The sequence below is a fragment of the Paenibacillus sp. B46(2026) genome, assembly GCF_056786355.1.
The window spans coordinates 3,538,303-3,556,248 of sequence record NZ_CM165907.1 but is presented as its reverse complement, the minus strand read 5'-3'; the positions used below and the strand labels follow the sequence as shown (position 1 = coordinate 3,556,248).

1 protein-coding gene and 2 pseudogenes are annotated in these 17,946 nt (G+C 51.6%); all 3 read right to left on the bottom strand.

The features are described 5' to 3' along the window. Nucleotides 1-83 precede the first annotated feature (83 nt). Nucleotides 84-1,721, bottom strand: a pseudogene (locus AC1S8V_RS15825) (type I polyketide synthase); the annotation flags it as partial. A gap of 207 nt (nucleotides 1,722-1,928) precedes the next feature. Beyond that, nucleotides 1,929-6,860 (bottom strand): annotated as a pseudogene (locus AC1S8V_RS15820) (SDR family NAD(P)-dependent oxidoreductase); the annotation flags it as partial. Nucleotides 6,861-6,879: 19 nt separating this feature from the next. Next, on the bottom strand, nucleotides 6,880-17,877 hold the full coding sequence (locus AC1S8V_RS15815) for an SDR family NAD(P)-dependent oxidoreductase (protein WP_482069837.1): 10,998 nt from the start codon (nucleotides 17,875-17,877) through the stop codon (nucleotides 6,880-6,882). Between the last annotated feature and the right edge of the window lie 69 nt (nucleotides 17,878-17,946).

Sequence of the window (17,946 nt, the reverse complement as noted above, 5' to 3'; positions counted from 1 at the left end):
TGGAGCTTGTGACCTTTCGCGGCTTCTGATGGACGCTGCGCATGCACGGAATCATCCGAATCCGTCCACAGGTGCGCTTCCTGAACATAGCCGTCTAGCAAGGATTTTAGCTCTGTAATCGATGCGGCTACGAAGCCTGCACGGTATTCCATGGCTTGTCTTCCTGTCTGAAGCGTACAGGCAATACGATGCAGCTGTTGAGGAGTATCCTCCTCCTCATTACGGAGCAGGGCAGCCGACAGCTGGATCATCTGTTCCCTGAGCCGCTCCTTGCTTTTGGCTGACAGTACGATTGCAACAGGATCCAATTTGGATTCAGAAGCGGTCATCTCTTCATGCTGTGGTGGTACATATTCCTCCAGAATAACGTGGGCATTGGAACCCCCAAAACCAAAGGAGCTTACTCCTGCCCTGCGGGGCATTTCGCTACCATTGGCGTCTATGAGTCTCTCCCATTCCTGCGTCTTTCTGACAATGTAAAAGGGGCTCTGCTCAAGCTGGATATAAGGACTGAGCTGCTCTGCATGCAGGCTGGGAACAAGCTTGCGGTGTTTCATCTGCAACAACACCTTAATTACTCCTGCAATGCCGGAAGCAAGCTCCAGGTGACCAATATTTGTTTTGACAGAGCCGACGCCACAGTATGCGTCTGAGTGGCCTGGAATGGAAGAACGCCCTGCGGGCAATAAGTCTGATCTTGTCTCCTGAAATGCTGTCTTGAGCGCATTGATCTCAATAGGATCACCAAGCGGTGTGCCTGTGCCATGCGCTTCAATATAATTTATGGTGGAAGGATCGATTCCCGCCCGAGCATATACGGAATTCAGCAGCGCTGTTTGCGCCTTGGGGTTGGGAGCCGTAAGTGAGCCTGCCCTTCCGCCATGATTTTCCCCGCTACCGCGGATCAGGCCGTAAATGTGGTCATGATCACGCTCAGCATCACTTAATTTCTTCAGAAAAATCATTCCAACCCCTTCGCCCCGGCCGTAACCGTTTGCCTCGCTTGAAAAGGTTTTGCAACGCCCGTCCGCGCTAAGCATGCCCGCTTTGGTCAGACTGATATGAGCATCCACGGACAGGATCGTATTTACTCCCCCAGCTACAGCTGTATCGCAATCCCCGTTTCGAATCGCTTGAACGGCCCGATGAATGGCGACCAGGGAGCTGGAGCAAGACGATTCGACAGGCTGGCTAGGACCGTGTATGTTCAAGGTGTAGCTCATCCGATTAGGGCCAACCGAAGGAACGGTGGCTGTGACGGAGTAAGCCTCGACCGCTTCATTCGACTGGGCCAGCATGACATTATATCCGCTGCTGCCTGTGCCAATGAACAGTCCCATGGCCGAACCTGACAGGTCTGACGGTGCATAGCCCGCATCTTCAATCACTTTCCACACATGCATCATCAGCAAGCGCTGTTGTGGGTCCATGTGAATGGCTTCCTTGGGAGAAATGCCAAAAAACAGTGGATCGAACTCACTGATTCCGCTCATAAATCCCGCATGTTTTACGTTGGTTTTGCCATTCTCTCTAAGTGGATCACCCATATAATCCTGCCATCGCCAACGTTCCTCCGGAACTTCCGAAATGCAGTCTTTGCCATCAAGCAGATTGTGCCAAAACTGCTCCGCATTATCGGCCATCGGAAACTTGGCGCTAATGCCCACAATGGCTATCGGCTCGGCGGAAGACAACTGGTCTGAACGAGAATCAAGCTTGCTGCCTGTACCTGCATTGGAACGGGCAGAGGCGTGTTTCTCTTCTTCTAAAGTGGTCGACCGCAGTGAAGTTTGCAGCGGTTCTTCCCTTCTTGATGCCCCTGGCACAGAATGAGACATCACATTCAGCGATTCGGGTTGAGAGGCCGTTCTGGTGGCAGCAAGCTGTGTCCACTTATCCGTATGATTTTGCAGCAAATGAACCGCTAACTCGCGAATAGTGGCATACTCGAAAAAGATAGCGGGTGTCAAACCCAATCCATGGTCGTGGTTCAACCGATCCGCAAGCTCTGTGAACAGAATGGAATCAAAACCGTATTCTGCCCATTCCGCATCACTGTCCAGATCGTAGATACTGACTTTCAACAGAGAGGATACCGTTTGGGATAATAAGGATAGAACCTGTTCTTCCCGCGGATCTTCCTGAAACGAAGACGCCATAGCAGATCCCGTAACCGGGTCCGATGTTTCATCCATATGCTGGACGATGTCCGCGACTTCAACTTCAGAAGAGGATGTTTCCGCACGATTCAATTGCAATCCCTTCTTCTCCTTCTCCTTCTTTGTCTCTCCGAGTGAGTGATCTTCAGCCTGAATCCAGTAACGATTTCTGGCAAAAGGATACGTAGGTGCATGAACAATGGTCGGCTTCGTCTGAAGATCATCATACAAAGCTGTCCAGTCTACCCCCTGTCCCTGCTCCCACAATGCAGCCCATTGATGAAGCCTCTCCTGCGACGAAGGACGATTTTCCAGCAAAGTCATTTCATCTGATTTTTCACTGGAATTTTGTTGCAATGAGGATTGACCGTGCAGGAAGCGATCGATCTGTTCCACCAGTTTGCTGTGGCTGCTGTCGGTCAAAGCAATCCTGTATTTCATGTCCGTTCTTCCAACCTGAAACGTGTAAGCGATGTCTATTAGACGCTCAGACAGACCACCATTCTCCAAATAAAGACGAACCTGGCGAGCGTATTCCATCAATCTCTCCTGTGTTCTGGCCGAGATCGGAAGAACCACTTCACCATCCCCTGAAGCTTCCGCTCCATTGGAATTCGTATCTAATGCAGAACGATCTGTCCATGAGGCTGCAGTTGGAATATATTCCTCCACGATCAGGTGTGCATTGCTTCCGCTTGCGCCAAAAGAGCTCAACCCGGCACGAACAGGCCACTCCGCGTAGCGCCCATTCTGTTGTCCATGACGGCGCTCCCAGCGCTCGGTCGTCTGCTGCACGTGGAAGCAGGTGTTTTCAAACGGAATTAGCGGGTTCAGCTCCTTGGCATGCAGCGAAGGAAACAGCTCCCTGTTCTTGATTTGCAGGATAAGCTTGGTTAGCCCGGCGACGCCTGCAGCTGCCTCCAGATGTCCAATGTTGGACTTCAGGGAACCGACAGCACAGCTTCGGCCCGGATTGAGGGTGTCTCGAAAGGCTCGCTCCAGCCCCTGAATTTCAATGGGATCACCCAGTGACGTTCCGGTTCCGTGGGCTTCGATATATCCGATGGTTCCCGGCTCGACGCCTGCTGCCGCGAGTGCATCTGCAATGACTTCCGATTGAGCCACTGGATCAGGCACCGTCGTTCCGGACGTTTTTCCAGCATGATTCAGAGCCGAGCCTTTAATGACGCCATAGACTGGATAACCTTGCTTGCGGGCTTCAGCCACCGTTGTGAGCAGGACAGCACCTACCCCTTCACTTGGTACATATCCGTCTCCATCCTTGCCAAAGCTGCGACATCTTCCGTCCGATGACAAAAACTTGGCCTGTTTCAGAAATACATACTTATGGGGATGGGTGACCAGATTCACCCCTCCTGCTATGGCATACTGGCTCTGTCCATGCCGAATGCTCTCGCATGCCAAATGTATCGCTGTCAGTGAGGAAGAGCACATGCTGTCTACAGCAATGGATGGACCATGAAAATTCAGGTGGTAAGAAACCAGATTGGCGATGGCTGAAGCGTTGCTGCCCATAGCCGTAGGCGTGCCTTGCTGCGTTATGGCTGCGCCAAGCAGTTCATAATGGTTCCAGAACACGCCAGCAAATACACCGACATTCCGCTTGGCTGCTGAAGCGTAATGATGCTTGCCACGTTCAATAGCAAAGCCTGCATCCTCACAGGCTGCCCATGCCGACTGCAAAAACAGGCGTGCCTGCGGGTCCATCCTCTCAGCCTGAAGCGGAGAAATTTGAAAGAAGGCCGGATCAAAGTCATCGATCATATCCAGAAACCCGCCAGCCGGGTAATATTCAGAAGCGGAATACGGAAGATGCAGCCCCGCCCAGCGTTCATCCGGCATGGGCGTGATACAATCTCGTCCCTCCTTCAAAATCCGGGCCAATTCGTCCATGTTGTTTGCCGAGGGATACCTTCCCGCCATGCCAATGACAGCAATATCTTCCGGATCAGATGGCGGCGGCAAATGAATGGCCATGTCGTCTCCCATAACGGACTGAATCCGGGATTTGTTTCCATAGAGAAGTACGACCTGCGAAACATCCTGAGCAATAATCCGGTCGATAAGCGCCATCCCCTCTGCCAGCGGCAGCGGCATTGAACCGGAGGACGTATACATGTTGCTGCGAATGTGATCATTCACTTGCATGCCGCCATCTGCCCATAACGGCCAGTTAATTGTAAACTGGCGTGTAATTGTCCCGTTTGTTCCGCCTGTCTCCTGATGATTCAACAAAATTCTGTCCATGCAGCTGTTGGCTACAGCGTAATCGGCCTGCCCTTTGTTGCCTACAATGGCTGACAGGGAGGAAAATGCAACCGTGAACTCTGGCCTAAGATCAACGAAGGCCTGTTCCAGATTCCAGAGTCCGTCCATTTTGGGCTTCAACACTTTCTCCAGGTCGGACAAAGGTTTTTGCAGCATCAACTGGTCTTTGGCAGTTCCTGCACAGTGAAATACCCCCGTGATTCCGCCATACTGATCCCGAATTCGCAGGACAGCATGCTCCAGCTCGGCCTGAACGGTTGTATCGACCTGAATATACATGGCTTCTGCACCGTTGATGCGCAGCGGATTCAGTTTGCTCTGAATGCGTTCATTCAGCGGAGAACGTCCGACAAGAACGAGCTTGCATCTGCATTGACGGGAAAGATGAACGGCCAGCGCATATCCCAGCCCGCCCATGCCGCCGGTAATAAGATAGACTCCGCCAGGCTTATAGCGCTGTTCCGTAGCGGCCCCCGGAACAGGTATCTCCACCAGCTTGCGAACATGTCGCTGAAGAGAGTCCCCTTTGTACCATAAGGAGACAGCGGACCCTGACGAGATGTTTTCGGCTTCGAATCGAAGTCGACGAATCAACGTCTCATCCACGGAGCTTTCATGCAGATCAATTTTGATTAATTGAGCCCCAAAGGCTGGAAGCTCCATCGCAACCGTCTTTACCAGGCCTTCAAATCCGTGAATGTATCCTCCCGTGTCACGGGAATCCGACAGCACTTGAAGAACGATTCGTCTGCCCCCATTCGGGTGAATTGCTTTGGCCTGGATCATTCCGTATAACGCGGTTACCTTCTGGCGGTACAGATCAGCATCCATGGACGAATGATCAGGCAATTGATGAACCTCGTATATATCGGTTTGAATCTCCATCTTCGCAGCCAGAGCCGGATAGTTGCCATAGAGAACAACGATCCGGTACGGGGTGTGATCGGACTGTAGCTCTTTTCCATCCGCTATCGTGGGTCGGGCTGATTCAGCCTCATGGATATCCCGAGTTTCAATCCATTTAGGCTCATAACACACAGGTTCTCCATTCCCCTCGATTTCTCTGGCTGTTGCTGGTACTTCCGAATGCGTTGCAGGTTGTTCATCAGTCGAATGGCTGCCTTGGGATGAAACGGTATTCAAGTTCACACTTTCCGACACCGCTGCCGCCTCATTCCAGACGTCGGAACAATGGGTTTGCAGGTACTCGGTCAAAGCCTGCACGGAAGAGTGCTCAAACAGCAGCGTTGGATAAAGCACCATGTTTACCCGGTTTTCTATCCGTTTCACCAGTTCAAGCAGATGCATGGAATCGAGCCCCTGCTCATAAAATCCTGCATGCTCATCCACTGCCTCAGGTAAAATGTTCAGCATACGTGCGATTTCAGCTTTCACATAAGCCGAAATCGTGGTTCGGACCTGATCTTGTGAACCCGCAGACAATAGAGTTGTCTTTGCCCATTCGGAACTTTCAGCTATGGCCGCTTCAGAAGTTGGTTTGTCGTTGCGTCCAGTTGTCATTGGGTTTGTCAGTCCGGTAATGGATGCGGCGTGGCGAACTCGCTTTGCCTTCAAATTCACAAACTCCGCAAGCAACCTGCCCTCCCGATCCGTAACAGCAATGCTGCGGGAGATGATGTCCCCACCAGAAAGATCACTTGGTGTTTGTTCGGTAAACGTGCGAATCTCGGCTGGAAAACGGTCGTATATAACAAATCGTTCAATCATGAACGGAATGTATGGCGGAACTTCAGCATCCAGACCGTCGACATTCCCCAGACGGAAGGACGACCCGGCAAAGGTCGCTCCGTCCAACAGGGCTACATGAGCGTGGAACTTGTCCAGATACTGCTCGGCCAGGCTGCTCAGCCGGATATCCATCCACTCCATTTGGTCTTGTCTGTAGACATCTCCGTGATTTTTCATAAAGGAAAAATGCTGTATATCCGCCTGTCGGGCGAGCTGATAGATCTGATCCATATCCCACGTCTGGAGCCCGTCTGTGTCTTTGGAAGGCAGCGGGTGTGTATGCTGTACAGGTTGTACAGGCCCCTTCCCGCCGAGCAAATACAGCTTGCATTCCATATTCAGTACATCAGATGAAGACGGCTCACCGTCTGTTGGTACTTTGCGGCTATGAATCGTGACTTGCCCCTGACCCTCATCCATCTTCATGGACAATGTCAGCATGATATCCACATCAAAATCGGCCGAAGTGACAATCGGCTGTGTAAACACGATATCCCGAAGTTCAATGGAGGTGGTACGCAGATGGCTTCCGCTCAGTCGGTACACCATATCCAGCAGCACCACACCCGGAAGGGTGCAGACGCCGTGAACACGATGATCTCTCACGAAATAGTCGCTGTGGCGCAATCGCTGTAAAAATGATTCGGTTGCAGGCAATGTCATGATCCGTGTCACTCCCTTCTCATAGCTTGATGAAATCAAAAAAGCTCGAATGCTCTGAATGCTCCGATAGCTGTTGCATCGGCGACGCAGCTGAAACATTGGACGAGGTCTCCACCGATTCCGCGGTCTTGACGGGTGGCCAGCAATACTTGCGTTGAAAAGGTGATTCAGGGGAACGAAGCGGTAGGCTCACCATACGTTCGGCAGGAATGCCTTCATTGCTGACAATGATGTGTGCGTTATTGCCTCCAAGTCCGAATGCACTTATGCCTGCCCGCAGTGTGTCGCTTGGCCCATTTCCCCACGGCTGGTGCTGCTGCACGATATAAAAAGGAGATTCCCCGAACTGGAACCGCGGATTGGGCTGGTCGCAGTGAATCGTCGGCGGAAGCTCGCGGTGAGCAAGCGAGAGCAGCACCTTGATCAGGCTGGCAATGCCCGAGGCGCTCAGCAGATGCCCGATATTGCTTTTGACACTGCCTACGCCGCAAAACTGGCGCTGATTTGTGTATTTTGCAAAAACACCTGTTAATGCCTTAAGTTCAATGGGATCTCCGATTAGTGTCCCAGTTCCATGTGTCTCGATATAGCTGATGGTGGAAGGATGAATGCCTGCATTTGACATCGCTTTTTCCAGCAATTCTTGCTGGGCTTCCGGATTAGGTGTCGTAATGCCCATCGTTTGACCGTCATTATTGATGGAGGTACCATCGATGACCCCATAGATCGTGTCCTGATCGGCGATGGCTTGTGATAGCGGTTTAAGTAATACAACGCCGCAACCTTCACCCAGCCCGATGCCGTTTGCGTCCGCACTGAACGTTTTGCATCGAGAATCCGGGGATAATACGCTGGCAGCTCCAAGCATCTCGTAAGGTGCATCATCCAGCAAAATGTCCACACCGCCCGCAAAAGCGAGATCGCATTCCCCATCCAGCAGACTTCGTACAGCAAGATGAACTGCGGTAAGTGAACTGGAGCAGGCGGTATCCACCACCATGTTGGGGCCTTTCAGATTATAAAAATGGGACAGATGTGCAGCGATAAAGTTTTGGCCGATGCCAACGATGGTATCTTTGGTGCTGCCTCCCAGCTTGGACGAAAAGTTGCTCGCTCTGGAGCCAACAAACACGCCGGTCTGCGAATTCCATAATCGTTCCCGGTTATATCCTGCGTCTGCGGCGGCCTCCACGCTCACTTCCAGCAGTTGGCGCTGGAGCGGATCGAGCTGTTCTGCCAGCGTATCCGTAATTCGGAAAAATTCGGGATCAAACTGTTCAATGTCTCGAATGAATGCCCCAATACGCTTGCTGGAAGCGGAACTCCTATTGGTGCTGCTGCCTGTTAACCTCAAGCGTTCCGCCGGGAGTTCGGTCATGCTATCTTTGCCCTTTTGCAGATTGGACCAGAATTGCGCCGGATTGTCGGCATCGGGAAAATGGCAGGCAACACCAACAATCGCGATTTTATCCCGTTTCTTGGTTTGTTCCAACTCCGCTGGTTTTCCTTGTGTTTCATCCACAGGATCATTCAGTTCGTTCAGTCCGGTGCGACCCTCCATATCTGGTTCAGCATGCTGCACAGGAGTGGAAGTCATTGAACGAACATCGGAAGGTTTTCCAGTCGAATTTTCCGCCAACTTAGAGTTGGGGGCCATCAACAGGTCAGCCAAAGATTCGGGATAGATCCGAACCAGATGCTTCGCTAATTGACGCAGTGTTGGATGTTCAAGCAGCAGCGAAGGATCTACAGCAACATGTTGCAACTCTCGGTCCATAACCGTTAGAACCTGGACAAGCAGGATTGAATCCATTCCGTAGTGCTGAAAAGGGGTATCTTCATCCAGCCGGGATTTATCCAGTCTCAGTTCTTTTGCCATCAAAGCCTTGAGCCACGCTAATGTCCTGTTCTCCAGCTCCTCCGTAAAGCTTGTGGTCATCCGCTCCACCGGGCGTGGAATTAACGGAATGGATACCTCCTGCGTTGCCTCGCCTAACGATACCTCTGCCTGTTGTTCTCTTTTGTGAACAGCTTGCGATGCAACTACAGCCGGCAGAATAACAGGTCCCCTGTTTTCCCGAATAATCCGATCCAGCCATAACATTCCTTCCGCATCGGTGATGCTGAGAAGGCCGCTCTGGCGATATGCTTCGCTAGTGACCGCACCAAAGCCGGATTCCTGCCAGCTTGGCCACTGGATGCTGATAACCGGGAATGGAGAGATGGTACTTTCCCGGGATACGGCTTCGGCAAAATAGTCCATATAAGCGTTAGCCATCGCATAATCGCTCTGCCCTGCCCCCAGCGAAGGCATCGCTGAGGAGACGGAGGAAAACAGGACAAAGAAGCGCAGTGGCTCATGCCTGAGCGCATGACACAACGCATGCACCCCGCCTGTTTTCGGATCAAGCACCCGCTGTACGTCATCTGCCTGCTTGCGAATAAAAGCCGGATTGGCATGATCCACGTTGCCAGCACAATGAATAACCCCTCCAACTGGACCCATGAAGCGCTTAACTCTGGCCAGTTCTGCCTGAATGGCGCTCTCGTTCGTAAGAGAGATATCCGTAACAAGTACCTCGGCCCCCAGTTGTTCGAGTTCCAGCAGGGATCTGATTTTGGCACCTGTCGCAGTGTCATGGCTTGCATACGTGTCCCATTCCTCCCGCTGAGGAATGGCTTCCCGTCCAGTCAACACCAGCCGCTTCACGTTGTGATGCTTCACAAAATGGCGGGCACATGCCATTCCAAGGCCACGTGTACCTCCGGTAATCCATAACACCTGATTGGCTTCCAGGATCGGTCGTTCCGGATCGATTGAAGATTCCGTAACATCTTTGTTCATACCCGCCCCATAAGGCATCTCGCGCATATAGGAACGCCAGCGTTTACCATCACGGTAGCATATCTCCGGTTCCCGATCGGTTTGCCGGAACTCTGTTGTAATACATTCGATCTTCCCCTCTTCCGATGCTGACGGATCAATATCCAGATGTCTGGATTGGATGCTTCGGTATTCGGATTGCAGCATGCGGAACAGACCCGCACGAGAGGCGTGGGCCAGATTCACTTTGGAATTGCGGAACGACTCCAGGCCACAGGTCACCAATAGCAGCAGCATCCCCTCACGACCATGGTCTTCAATGACGTCCTGCACAAGCTTCAGCCATGCCGGCCGGATCTGTTCTTCGCAAGCATCATCAACAGTGGTCTGCCTCATGCATGCTGTCAGATCAATCAAGCCTGTCAGGCCATGCTCCAACTGTTCCTCATTTTCGAGCCAATGGCGTCCCGGATCATCCAACTGTTCTTCATTCAAAACCACCGTATGTTTAAAATGTTCTGTCAATCTCGCAGCAAGGGCTGCCGAATCACGATTGGCAAGAATCAGAATCTTTCCAACAGGATTGCTTTCATCGGAGATGGATGCAATGTCCGCAAGCTGCCAGTCTTTGTGATAAGCAGTCATTTGGCGCTTCGGTGCTGCTTCTTGAATCCCTTCAGGTGCGGCAGAGTTAAGGCCATCCACGTGTTCCCTGATACCGGCATCCGCTGGCAAGTCAAACCAGCAGCGCTCCCGCTCAAACGGATAGCCAGGCAGACTAATTCGACGAGGCTCTCCTGTGGAATATAGAACGGTCCAGTCCGCTTTGATGCCTTTCACCCACAACTCCAGCACTTTTCCGTAAAGGCCTTCCTGCAACCAACGGCTCACCACTTCGCCAAAATGCTCATCCATGGCGATGGCCGCCTGCACAGCCTGATAGGACTTGACATTACCCAGGTACATTCCGTCTAGTGCCCCATTCGCGTTCTCATTTCCCAGGAAAAGTTGAAGACGTTCCTTCAACTCCTGAACGGATCGCACGACGAATCCGAGGCGCTCTTCCATCTCCTGTCTTCCGGTCTGAAGTGTAAATGCCAAGCGCTCCAGCAAACGTTCCGGTTCTTCCTCTGCTCCAGCGGTGAGATGCTTCTCATCCACAGCAGTGAGCAAACGTCTGGCTCGTTCCCTGAGAGCGGATCGGGTTCTTGCCGAGAGCACAATGATGACAGCTCCTCCTCTTGTTGCTTCGTTGAAGCTCACCCCCTCATGCGGACGGTATTCTGCTTCCTCAATGATCAGGTGGGCATTGGAACCACCCGCGCCAAATGAAGACAAGCCTGCCCTGCGCGGTACCTGGATCAGTTTGCCGTTTTCCATCCGCTGCAACGGCTCCCACGCTTCTGCATCACGCTGTACACGAAACGGTGTTTGCGCAAAGTCGATATGCGGATTGGCCGGGTCTGAATGCAGAGAGGGCACCAGTTGTCCATGTTTCATTTGAAGTAAAATTTTGGTCAGTCCGGCGATGCCTGCCGCACTTTCGGCGTGCCCGATGTTGGACTTTACCGACCCGAGAGCGCAAAACTGCTGCTGGTCTGTGGACTCCGCAAACGCCTTGCTCAGACCGGAAACCTCAATCGGATCACCAAGCGAGGTGCCTGTGCCGTGTGCTTCCACATAGGTAATGGTGTCGGCGGAGATGTCCGCCTCCGCAATGGCTCTCCCTATGACGCATGACTGCGCCGCCGGATTGGGCACGGTATATCCATTCGTTTTTCCACCGTGATTCAGTGCACTGCCTTTAATAACCCCGTAGATATGATCTCCGTCTTCGATTGCCTTGTTGAGCGGCTTGAGAATGACTGCTCCGACACCCTCGCCAGGAACATACCCATCCCCTTGTGCACCAAAGCTTTTACATCGGCCTTCGCTTGAAAGGAAGCCTCCTTGATTCAGTAAAATATACTTGTTAGGATGAATCGATACGTTGACACCGCCCGCGACCGCCACCTCGCATTCCTTCAATACAAGACTCTGGCAGGCCAGATGAATCGCAGTCAAGGAAGAGGAACACATCGTATCAACAGCCATGCTTGGCCCATTGAAATTGCAATAATACGATATTCGGTTGGCGATGGATGCCGGATTGCCACTTAAAGCGATGGAGGAATCACCCTTGGCCTGAGCCTGGGCAGCGTACAGCTGGTATTCCTCGTACATGACTCCGACGTACACGCCAACCCTGTTTCCCCAAGTATCTCCGGTTGCAGAAGCCAAACCCTCTGGTGTATATCCTGCATCCTCAATGGCTTCATACGCCGTTTCCAGGAACAGCCGCTCCTGCGGGTCCATCATCTGTGCTTCTCTCGGCGAGATATGGAAAAACAAGGGATCAAAACGATCCACGCCCTGGAGGAAGCCACCCCACTTGCCGCCAGGCTTCGGTGAATTAGGCTCCGCATGGTGCATATGTAACCTGTAATCCCAGCGATCCAAAGGAATTTCAGTAACACTGTCCCTGCCTTGCATCAGGTTTTCCCAAAATTGTTCCAGGTCGTCCGCCTCGGGATAACGTCCGGACAGGCCTATAATGGCAATATCCTTGGCTAGTGAGCGCACTTGAGCATCTGCTGGCACCGAGGAGCGCTGAGCTGGACGCTGAAATGCACGAAATGGAGGGTGCGGCAGGCCGGATTGGGCAGTCTTAGCCGAAACTTCCTTACGTTCTTCATATGGCAGCGCAGGAACAGAAATCAGACGATTGACGGTATCGCGGTGGGCCTTGATCAGATATCCTCTCAACTCTCTCAGGGTCTGATATTCAAAAAGCAGCGTTTTGGACAACGGCCCGAATGTATCTTCAAGCTGATCCGTCAATTGGGTAATGCTAATCGAGTCTATACCATACTCTTCCAGTCGGGCGTGGCTTTCAATTTGATCTGCGGGCACTTTGAGCACCGCGGACAAGGCCTTTTTCAGAAAAGTATCCAATGCTTCCGCCAGCATATGGTCTGCTGCTGTGGTCTGCGCGTGCTTCGCCGAACGATCCGTTGGCAGGCTGGTTGTGCTTGAACGTGATGGTTTGCTCTCAGGAACTACCGATGCTGACGGGAAAGCGCTCGGGTATCGCCGGCTCAGAAATGCCGAAGCAGATTGTAGCGTTGGATATTCCACGAATAGAACATGACTCAGATCCAGCCCACATCGCTCGTTCAACCTTTGGGCCAAGAGCGTTAATTGGGGCTGGTCCAGCCCGCATTCAAGCCAATCCGCTTCGCGGCTAATCTCATCAGGCCCAACACCAAGCAGCTCCGCAGCCAATTCTTGCAACACAGACATGGCATCTGCTTCTGAAACGAGTGGGATATCCTGCGTTGCACGGTTCATATTCCAACGTGCCTCCAGGCTGGAAATCAGCTTCGGAATGTCCCCTTGTACCCCAATAATTTCACATGCTACGGACTGAAAAGCCCTGTACAGCAACGTAATACCTGCTTCAATAGCCAGTGGACGCATTCCCGTATTTTCCCATAATGCTTTCTCTTCAACAGGGCTTAAATGCATGCCTCCATCTTTCCATAGCGGCCAGTGAATGGCCAGGGTCCTTCCTTGCCGTTTACCGGCAAGCATTAATTGATGACGATACTGTGCATAGCTGCCCATATACGCGTTGGCTGCAGCGTAATCACATTGGCCTGGATTTCCATATACACCCGACATGGAGGAGAACAGGATAAAAAAGTCCAGCTTCATCGCCCGGGTTGCTTCATCCAGATGAAAGGTACCGGCAACTTTTGGAGCCAGCACCTTCTCCATTTCGGCCTTCGTTTTGTTCAGGATGTACTGATCTCCCGTTAAACCTGCGCTATGGATGATTCCATCCAGACGACCAAAGCTATGCTGAATATAAGCAACAAGCTCCGATGTATCTTTTTCCCGGGATATATCCCCTTGGCGATAGATGATCGTAGTACCGTTTGTTTTCAATGGTTCCCACGCTTGCTCCTGATTCGCTGACATGTCCGATCTGCCTGTCAAAACCAGCGTTGTGTTGACAACCTTAGAGGCAATCTCACGGGCAAAAATGTGGCCCAGACCACCTGCACCTCCTGTAATAAGGTACACCCCGCCATTCTTCCAAGGCATGATATCCGTCTCAGCAGGCAGATAGAGAGCTTTCCAGTGAAGCACTTGTCGTTGTGCGCCTTGGTAGCCGATAGATATATCCTCAGACTCCCGGTTAATCTTGATCAGTTCGGCAGCACGCTTGGCATTACGCGTTTCCCGAGGTCGGCTCTTCGATTCTGAGCCGACCTCTTCCATATCTTCAATGAACTGAACGCGGATCCGGGGATTTTCCAGTGCCGCCGTTCGCAGTAATCCGGTTAATCCGCTATACAGCTGAAATTGATCTTCACGGCTGTACAACAGCTGAATAAGCACATTCTCAGCGTTGGCTGGACTACTCACCAGTTGTTGAAGTACGTGGAGCACTTGAGTTGAAGCATATGCAAAATGTTTGGAGCTTGCACCAACGTTGTGAATGTCAGCAACCTTTTCAGATCCAAGCGCTACGATCTCGGTTGGTATTTGCTCTCGCTTCAGTCTTTCCTTTATTTCCTCCGCCAGTTCGGCCCAAGGTTCAGCCAGCATTACGATATGCCTGTCATAAGGGTGGTTCCACTCATTTCGGACAGCGGCGGCGGTATTTTCCCAACGAGGTACCAACATTGCTGTTGCCCGCTCATGCGGCTCAGCCCCCGGGACTGTACCGTTGTTCAAGGCTCTGCAACTAAGTCCCTGAATAAGAACACATGGAACGCCTGTACTGGAGAACAAATCAATATCCAGCTTAGGCATGGCATCCGCAGCGGATGAAGCAGGATCAGAGCTGTAACGCACATGAACCCACATTTCTTCAGTGAAGGAGCCCAGAACCTGAAGTTCATCCATGGCATAGGGAATGGGCAGCATAGCATTTTCGTTTTCCAGCTCTTTGCCCTCCTTGTCCTCCATCCACAGCCCAATCGCGGATTGTAATGCTCCGTCCAGGATGGCGGGATGCAGTACATAGGATTGCATTTCTTGCTTTAGAATAGAAGGCAGGCGAATCTGCCCTAACACCTCGCCTTCTCCCACGTGTAACTCAACCAACATCCGATGGGCGAGTCCATAGTTGAGACCACCCTGTTCGTAAATTCGGTAGCATTGATCCGCAGTAAATCGTTTGGTGTTGCAGCGTGCCTTTATCTCGCCTGGATCAATCGTCATTGTTGCGACAAGCTCGGGTTCCAGTGAAACGATGCTGGCATAACCGCTGCTGTGCACCCTATTTTCGCCCAGTCCATCCGCAGACATCTCACTGTACATTTCATACTGAATAGGATGATTCTCCAATGCGGCATGTAATCGAATATGCAGAGCCACCGGAGTCTCCCAGACAATAAGAGGTCGCATCCACACATGGTTTTTCAGGATAAGCGCAGCATTCTCTCCCTGCTGCTCGCCGAGAGCATCGCTGACCGCGGCGTGGGCCATTTCAAGGTAAGCCGCACCGGGTAGAATCCGCTCTTGCCCGATCCGATGATCATTCAGGTAAAATTCCTGGCCGGTCAGAACCGTCACGTATTTTTGCTCCGACAAGTTGGACTTATTCTCATGAAGCAGTGGATGAATAAATGGAATATGACCGGAGTATGCGTTATGGGAATGATTCCCATTTATTCGGAACACCGCAGAAGGTTCAACAGGTACCCAATACCGTTCTTTGGCAAACGGATACGTAGGCAGGCTGATCTTGCAGTGCCTGAATCCGTTATGCAGCAAGTTCCAGTCCACATTCAGGCCTTTCACCCAAAACTCCAGCAATTTCCCGAACTTGCGCTTGGTAATCCAGTTCATTAGGGTGTGGCTCATGTCCGCATCGGCTGACAATATGGATAGCGGTTGTTGTGTATCACCTGCATGTCCCACATACATGTCGTCCGAATCCTGATCCCCCGAACAGTAGCTTTCCAGTTTCGACCTTAGTTCCTGTAGCGAATCTGTCACGATGCCAAGACGCATGTTCATCATCTCACGTCCGGTTTGCAGCGTATAAGCGATGTTCGCCAATTGTTCCTCTTGATATCGATTGGATCGCAGAGCCGTTAGCATGCGTTCACACAATTCACGAAGCTGCTCTTCATTCCGGGCAGACAAAACGATAAGTGCTTGCGGTTTAGCTGACTTATCCTGCTCAGCCAGCAGCATATCTGACTGCTCGGGACAATACTCCTGCACAATGATATGAGCATTGGAACCCCCGGCACCAAATGAGGAAATTCCTGCAATCCGCGGGACTTCCCGTGTAGAGTCTCCTGAATCAATCGTTATTCTGTTCCAGTCGCTTAATTGCTTCTGCACTGCAAAAGGCGTTTTGTCGAACTGAATGTGTGGATTAGGCGGGTCCGCATGAATGGAAGGAACCAGCTGCCGATGCTGCATCTGCAAAAGGACCTTGGTCAGGCCTGCAATGCCTGCTGCACTTTCGCAATGACCAATATTCGATTTGGCTGAGCCAATGGCACATTTGTTGTCCTGTGCTTTTCCTTTCCTAAATGCCTGAGTTAACCCTGTAATTTCGATGGGATCTCCCAGAGAGGTGCCTGTCCCGTGAGCTTCGATATAGCTGATGTCGGTAATATCAATTCCAGCCTCGGCAACGGCTGTTTCAATGACCTCCGCCTGTCTGGCAGGATTGGGAACCGTATACCCGTTCGTTTTGCCGCCGTGGTTAATGGCAGTTCCTTTAATGACGCCATAGATATGATCGCCGTCGGCTATGGCACGGCTTAAAGGTTTGAGCATCACTGCACCTACACCTTCTCCGGGGACGTAACCGTCACCGCCTTCACCAAAGCTTTCGCAGCGACCTTTCGAAGACAGAAATTGCCCCTGAGTTAACATCACATATTTATTGGGGTGAACAGATACATTGACACCTCCGGCGATTGCGGTTCGGCATTCTTTTTTGCTCAGACTCTGACAGGCTAGATGAATGGCCGTGAGTGACGAGGAACACATGGTATCGACCACCATGCTGGGCCCATGAAAATTACAAAAGTACGAGACACGATTGGCAATGGAAGCCGGATTACCGTTTAATGCAAATGGCTCGCTACCCGCAACTCTGGCTTCAGCGCCATACAGCTGATACTCCTGATACATGACTCCTGCGAATACACCGACATTTCCCATCTGATCCGGCGGGGTATCTGGACCTGCGGCCTGTTCGCGGGTATATCCCGCATCCTGAAGCGTCTCGTACACACATTCCAGAAACAGTCGCTCCTGTGGATCAATTCGTTCAGCTTCCTTTGGAGAAATCTGAAAAAAGAGTGGATCAAAACGATCCACTCCATCCAGAAATCCGCCCCATTTTCCAGACTGTTTTCCTTTGCCCTTATTCATCTCGGTATGAATCCGGTAATCCCATCGATCTTCCGGTATTTCGGTGATGCAGTCCTTCCCATGTTTCAGGTTCTCCCAGAACTGCGCCAGGTTACTCGACTTCGGATATCGTCCAGACATGCCAATGATGGCAATGTCCAGCGATTTGCTGTGCACTTGCTCTTCGCTGATCGATTCTCCACCTGCGCTGGTCACTGCTGGAATTCTTCTCCGCGAGCCAGCAGAAGGCTGCCGCCTATTGAACGAATTCGGGCTTTCAGCCTTCCGAATTGTGTTGGACTCAAGCTCTGAAGCACGGAATTGCACGTCTGAATTGCTTTTCGCTTGCACCCCTGTGAGCTGCTCCAGTCGTTCCCGGTGATGGCTCATGAAATAACCGGCAAGCTCCGCTATATTTTGGTATTCATAGAACAATGTCTTGGACAGCGGACCAAATTGCTGTTCCAATTGATCCGTTAATTTCATTACCATCACGGAATCAATGCCATAGTTCTCCAGAGGCGCATGTGCGTCGATCTGCCGTTCCGGCAGCATAAGGCTAGAGGACAATACTTTTTTGAAATAACGAATGGTTTTTTCGCTGGTATCCTCCTCTCTGTCTTCCTGAAGCGGCTCTAATAAGCTCGACTCCTGTTCTCCAGATTCGGACAAAAGCTTGCGCAGTTGCTCCGCTGCCTGCTGATCGCTGAGCTTTCCTTGCTGAATCTTTCGATACAATGTGGACAGTTGGTCTTCCAAAGCGATCACCTCCTATAGAAAAACGTCAATCGATATCATTGCTGAAAAAGTCAAGTTGCATTTCGTGAA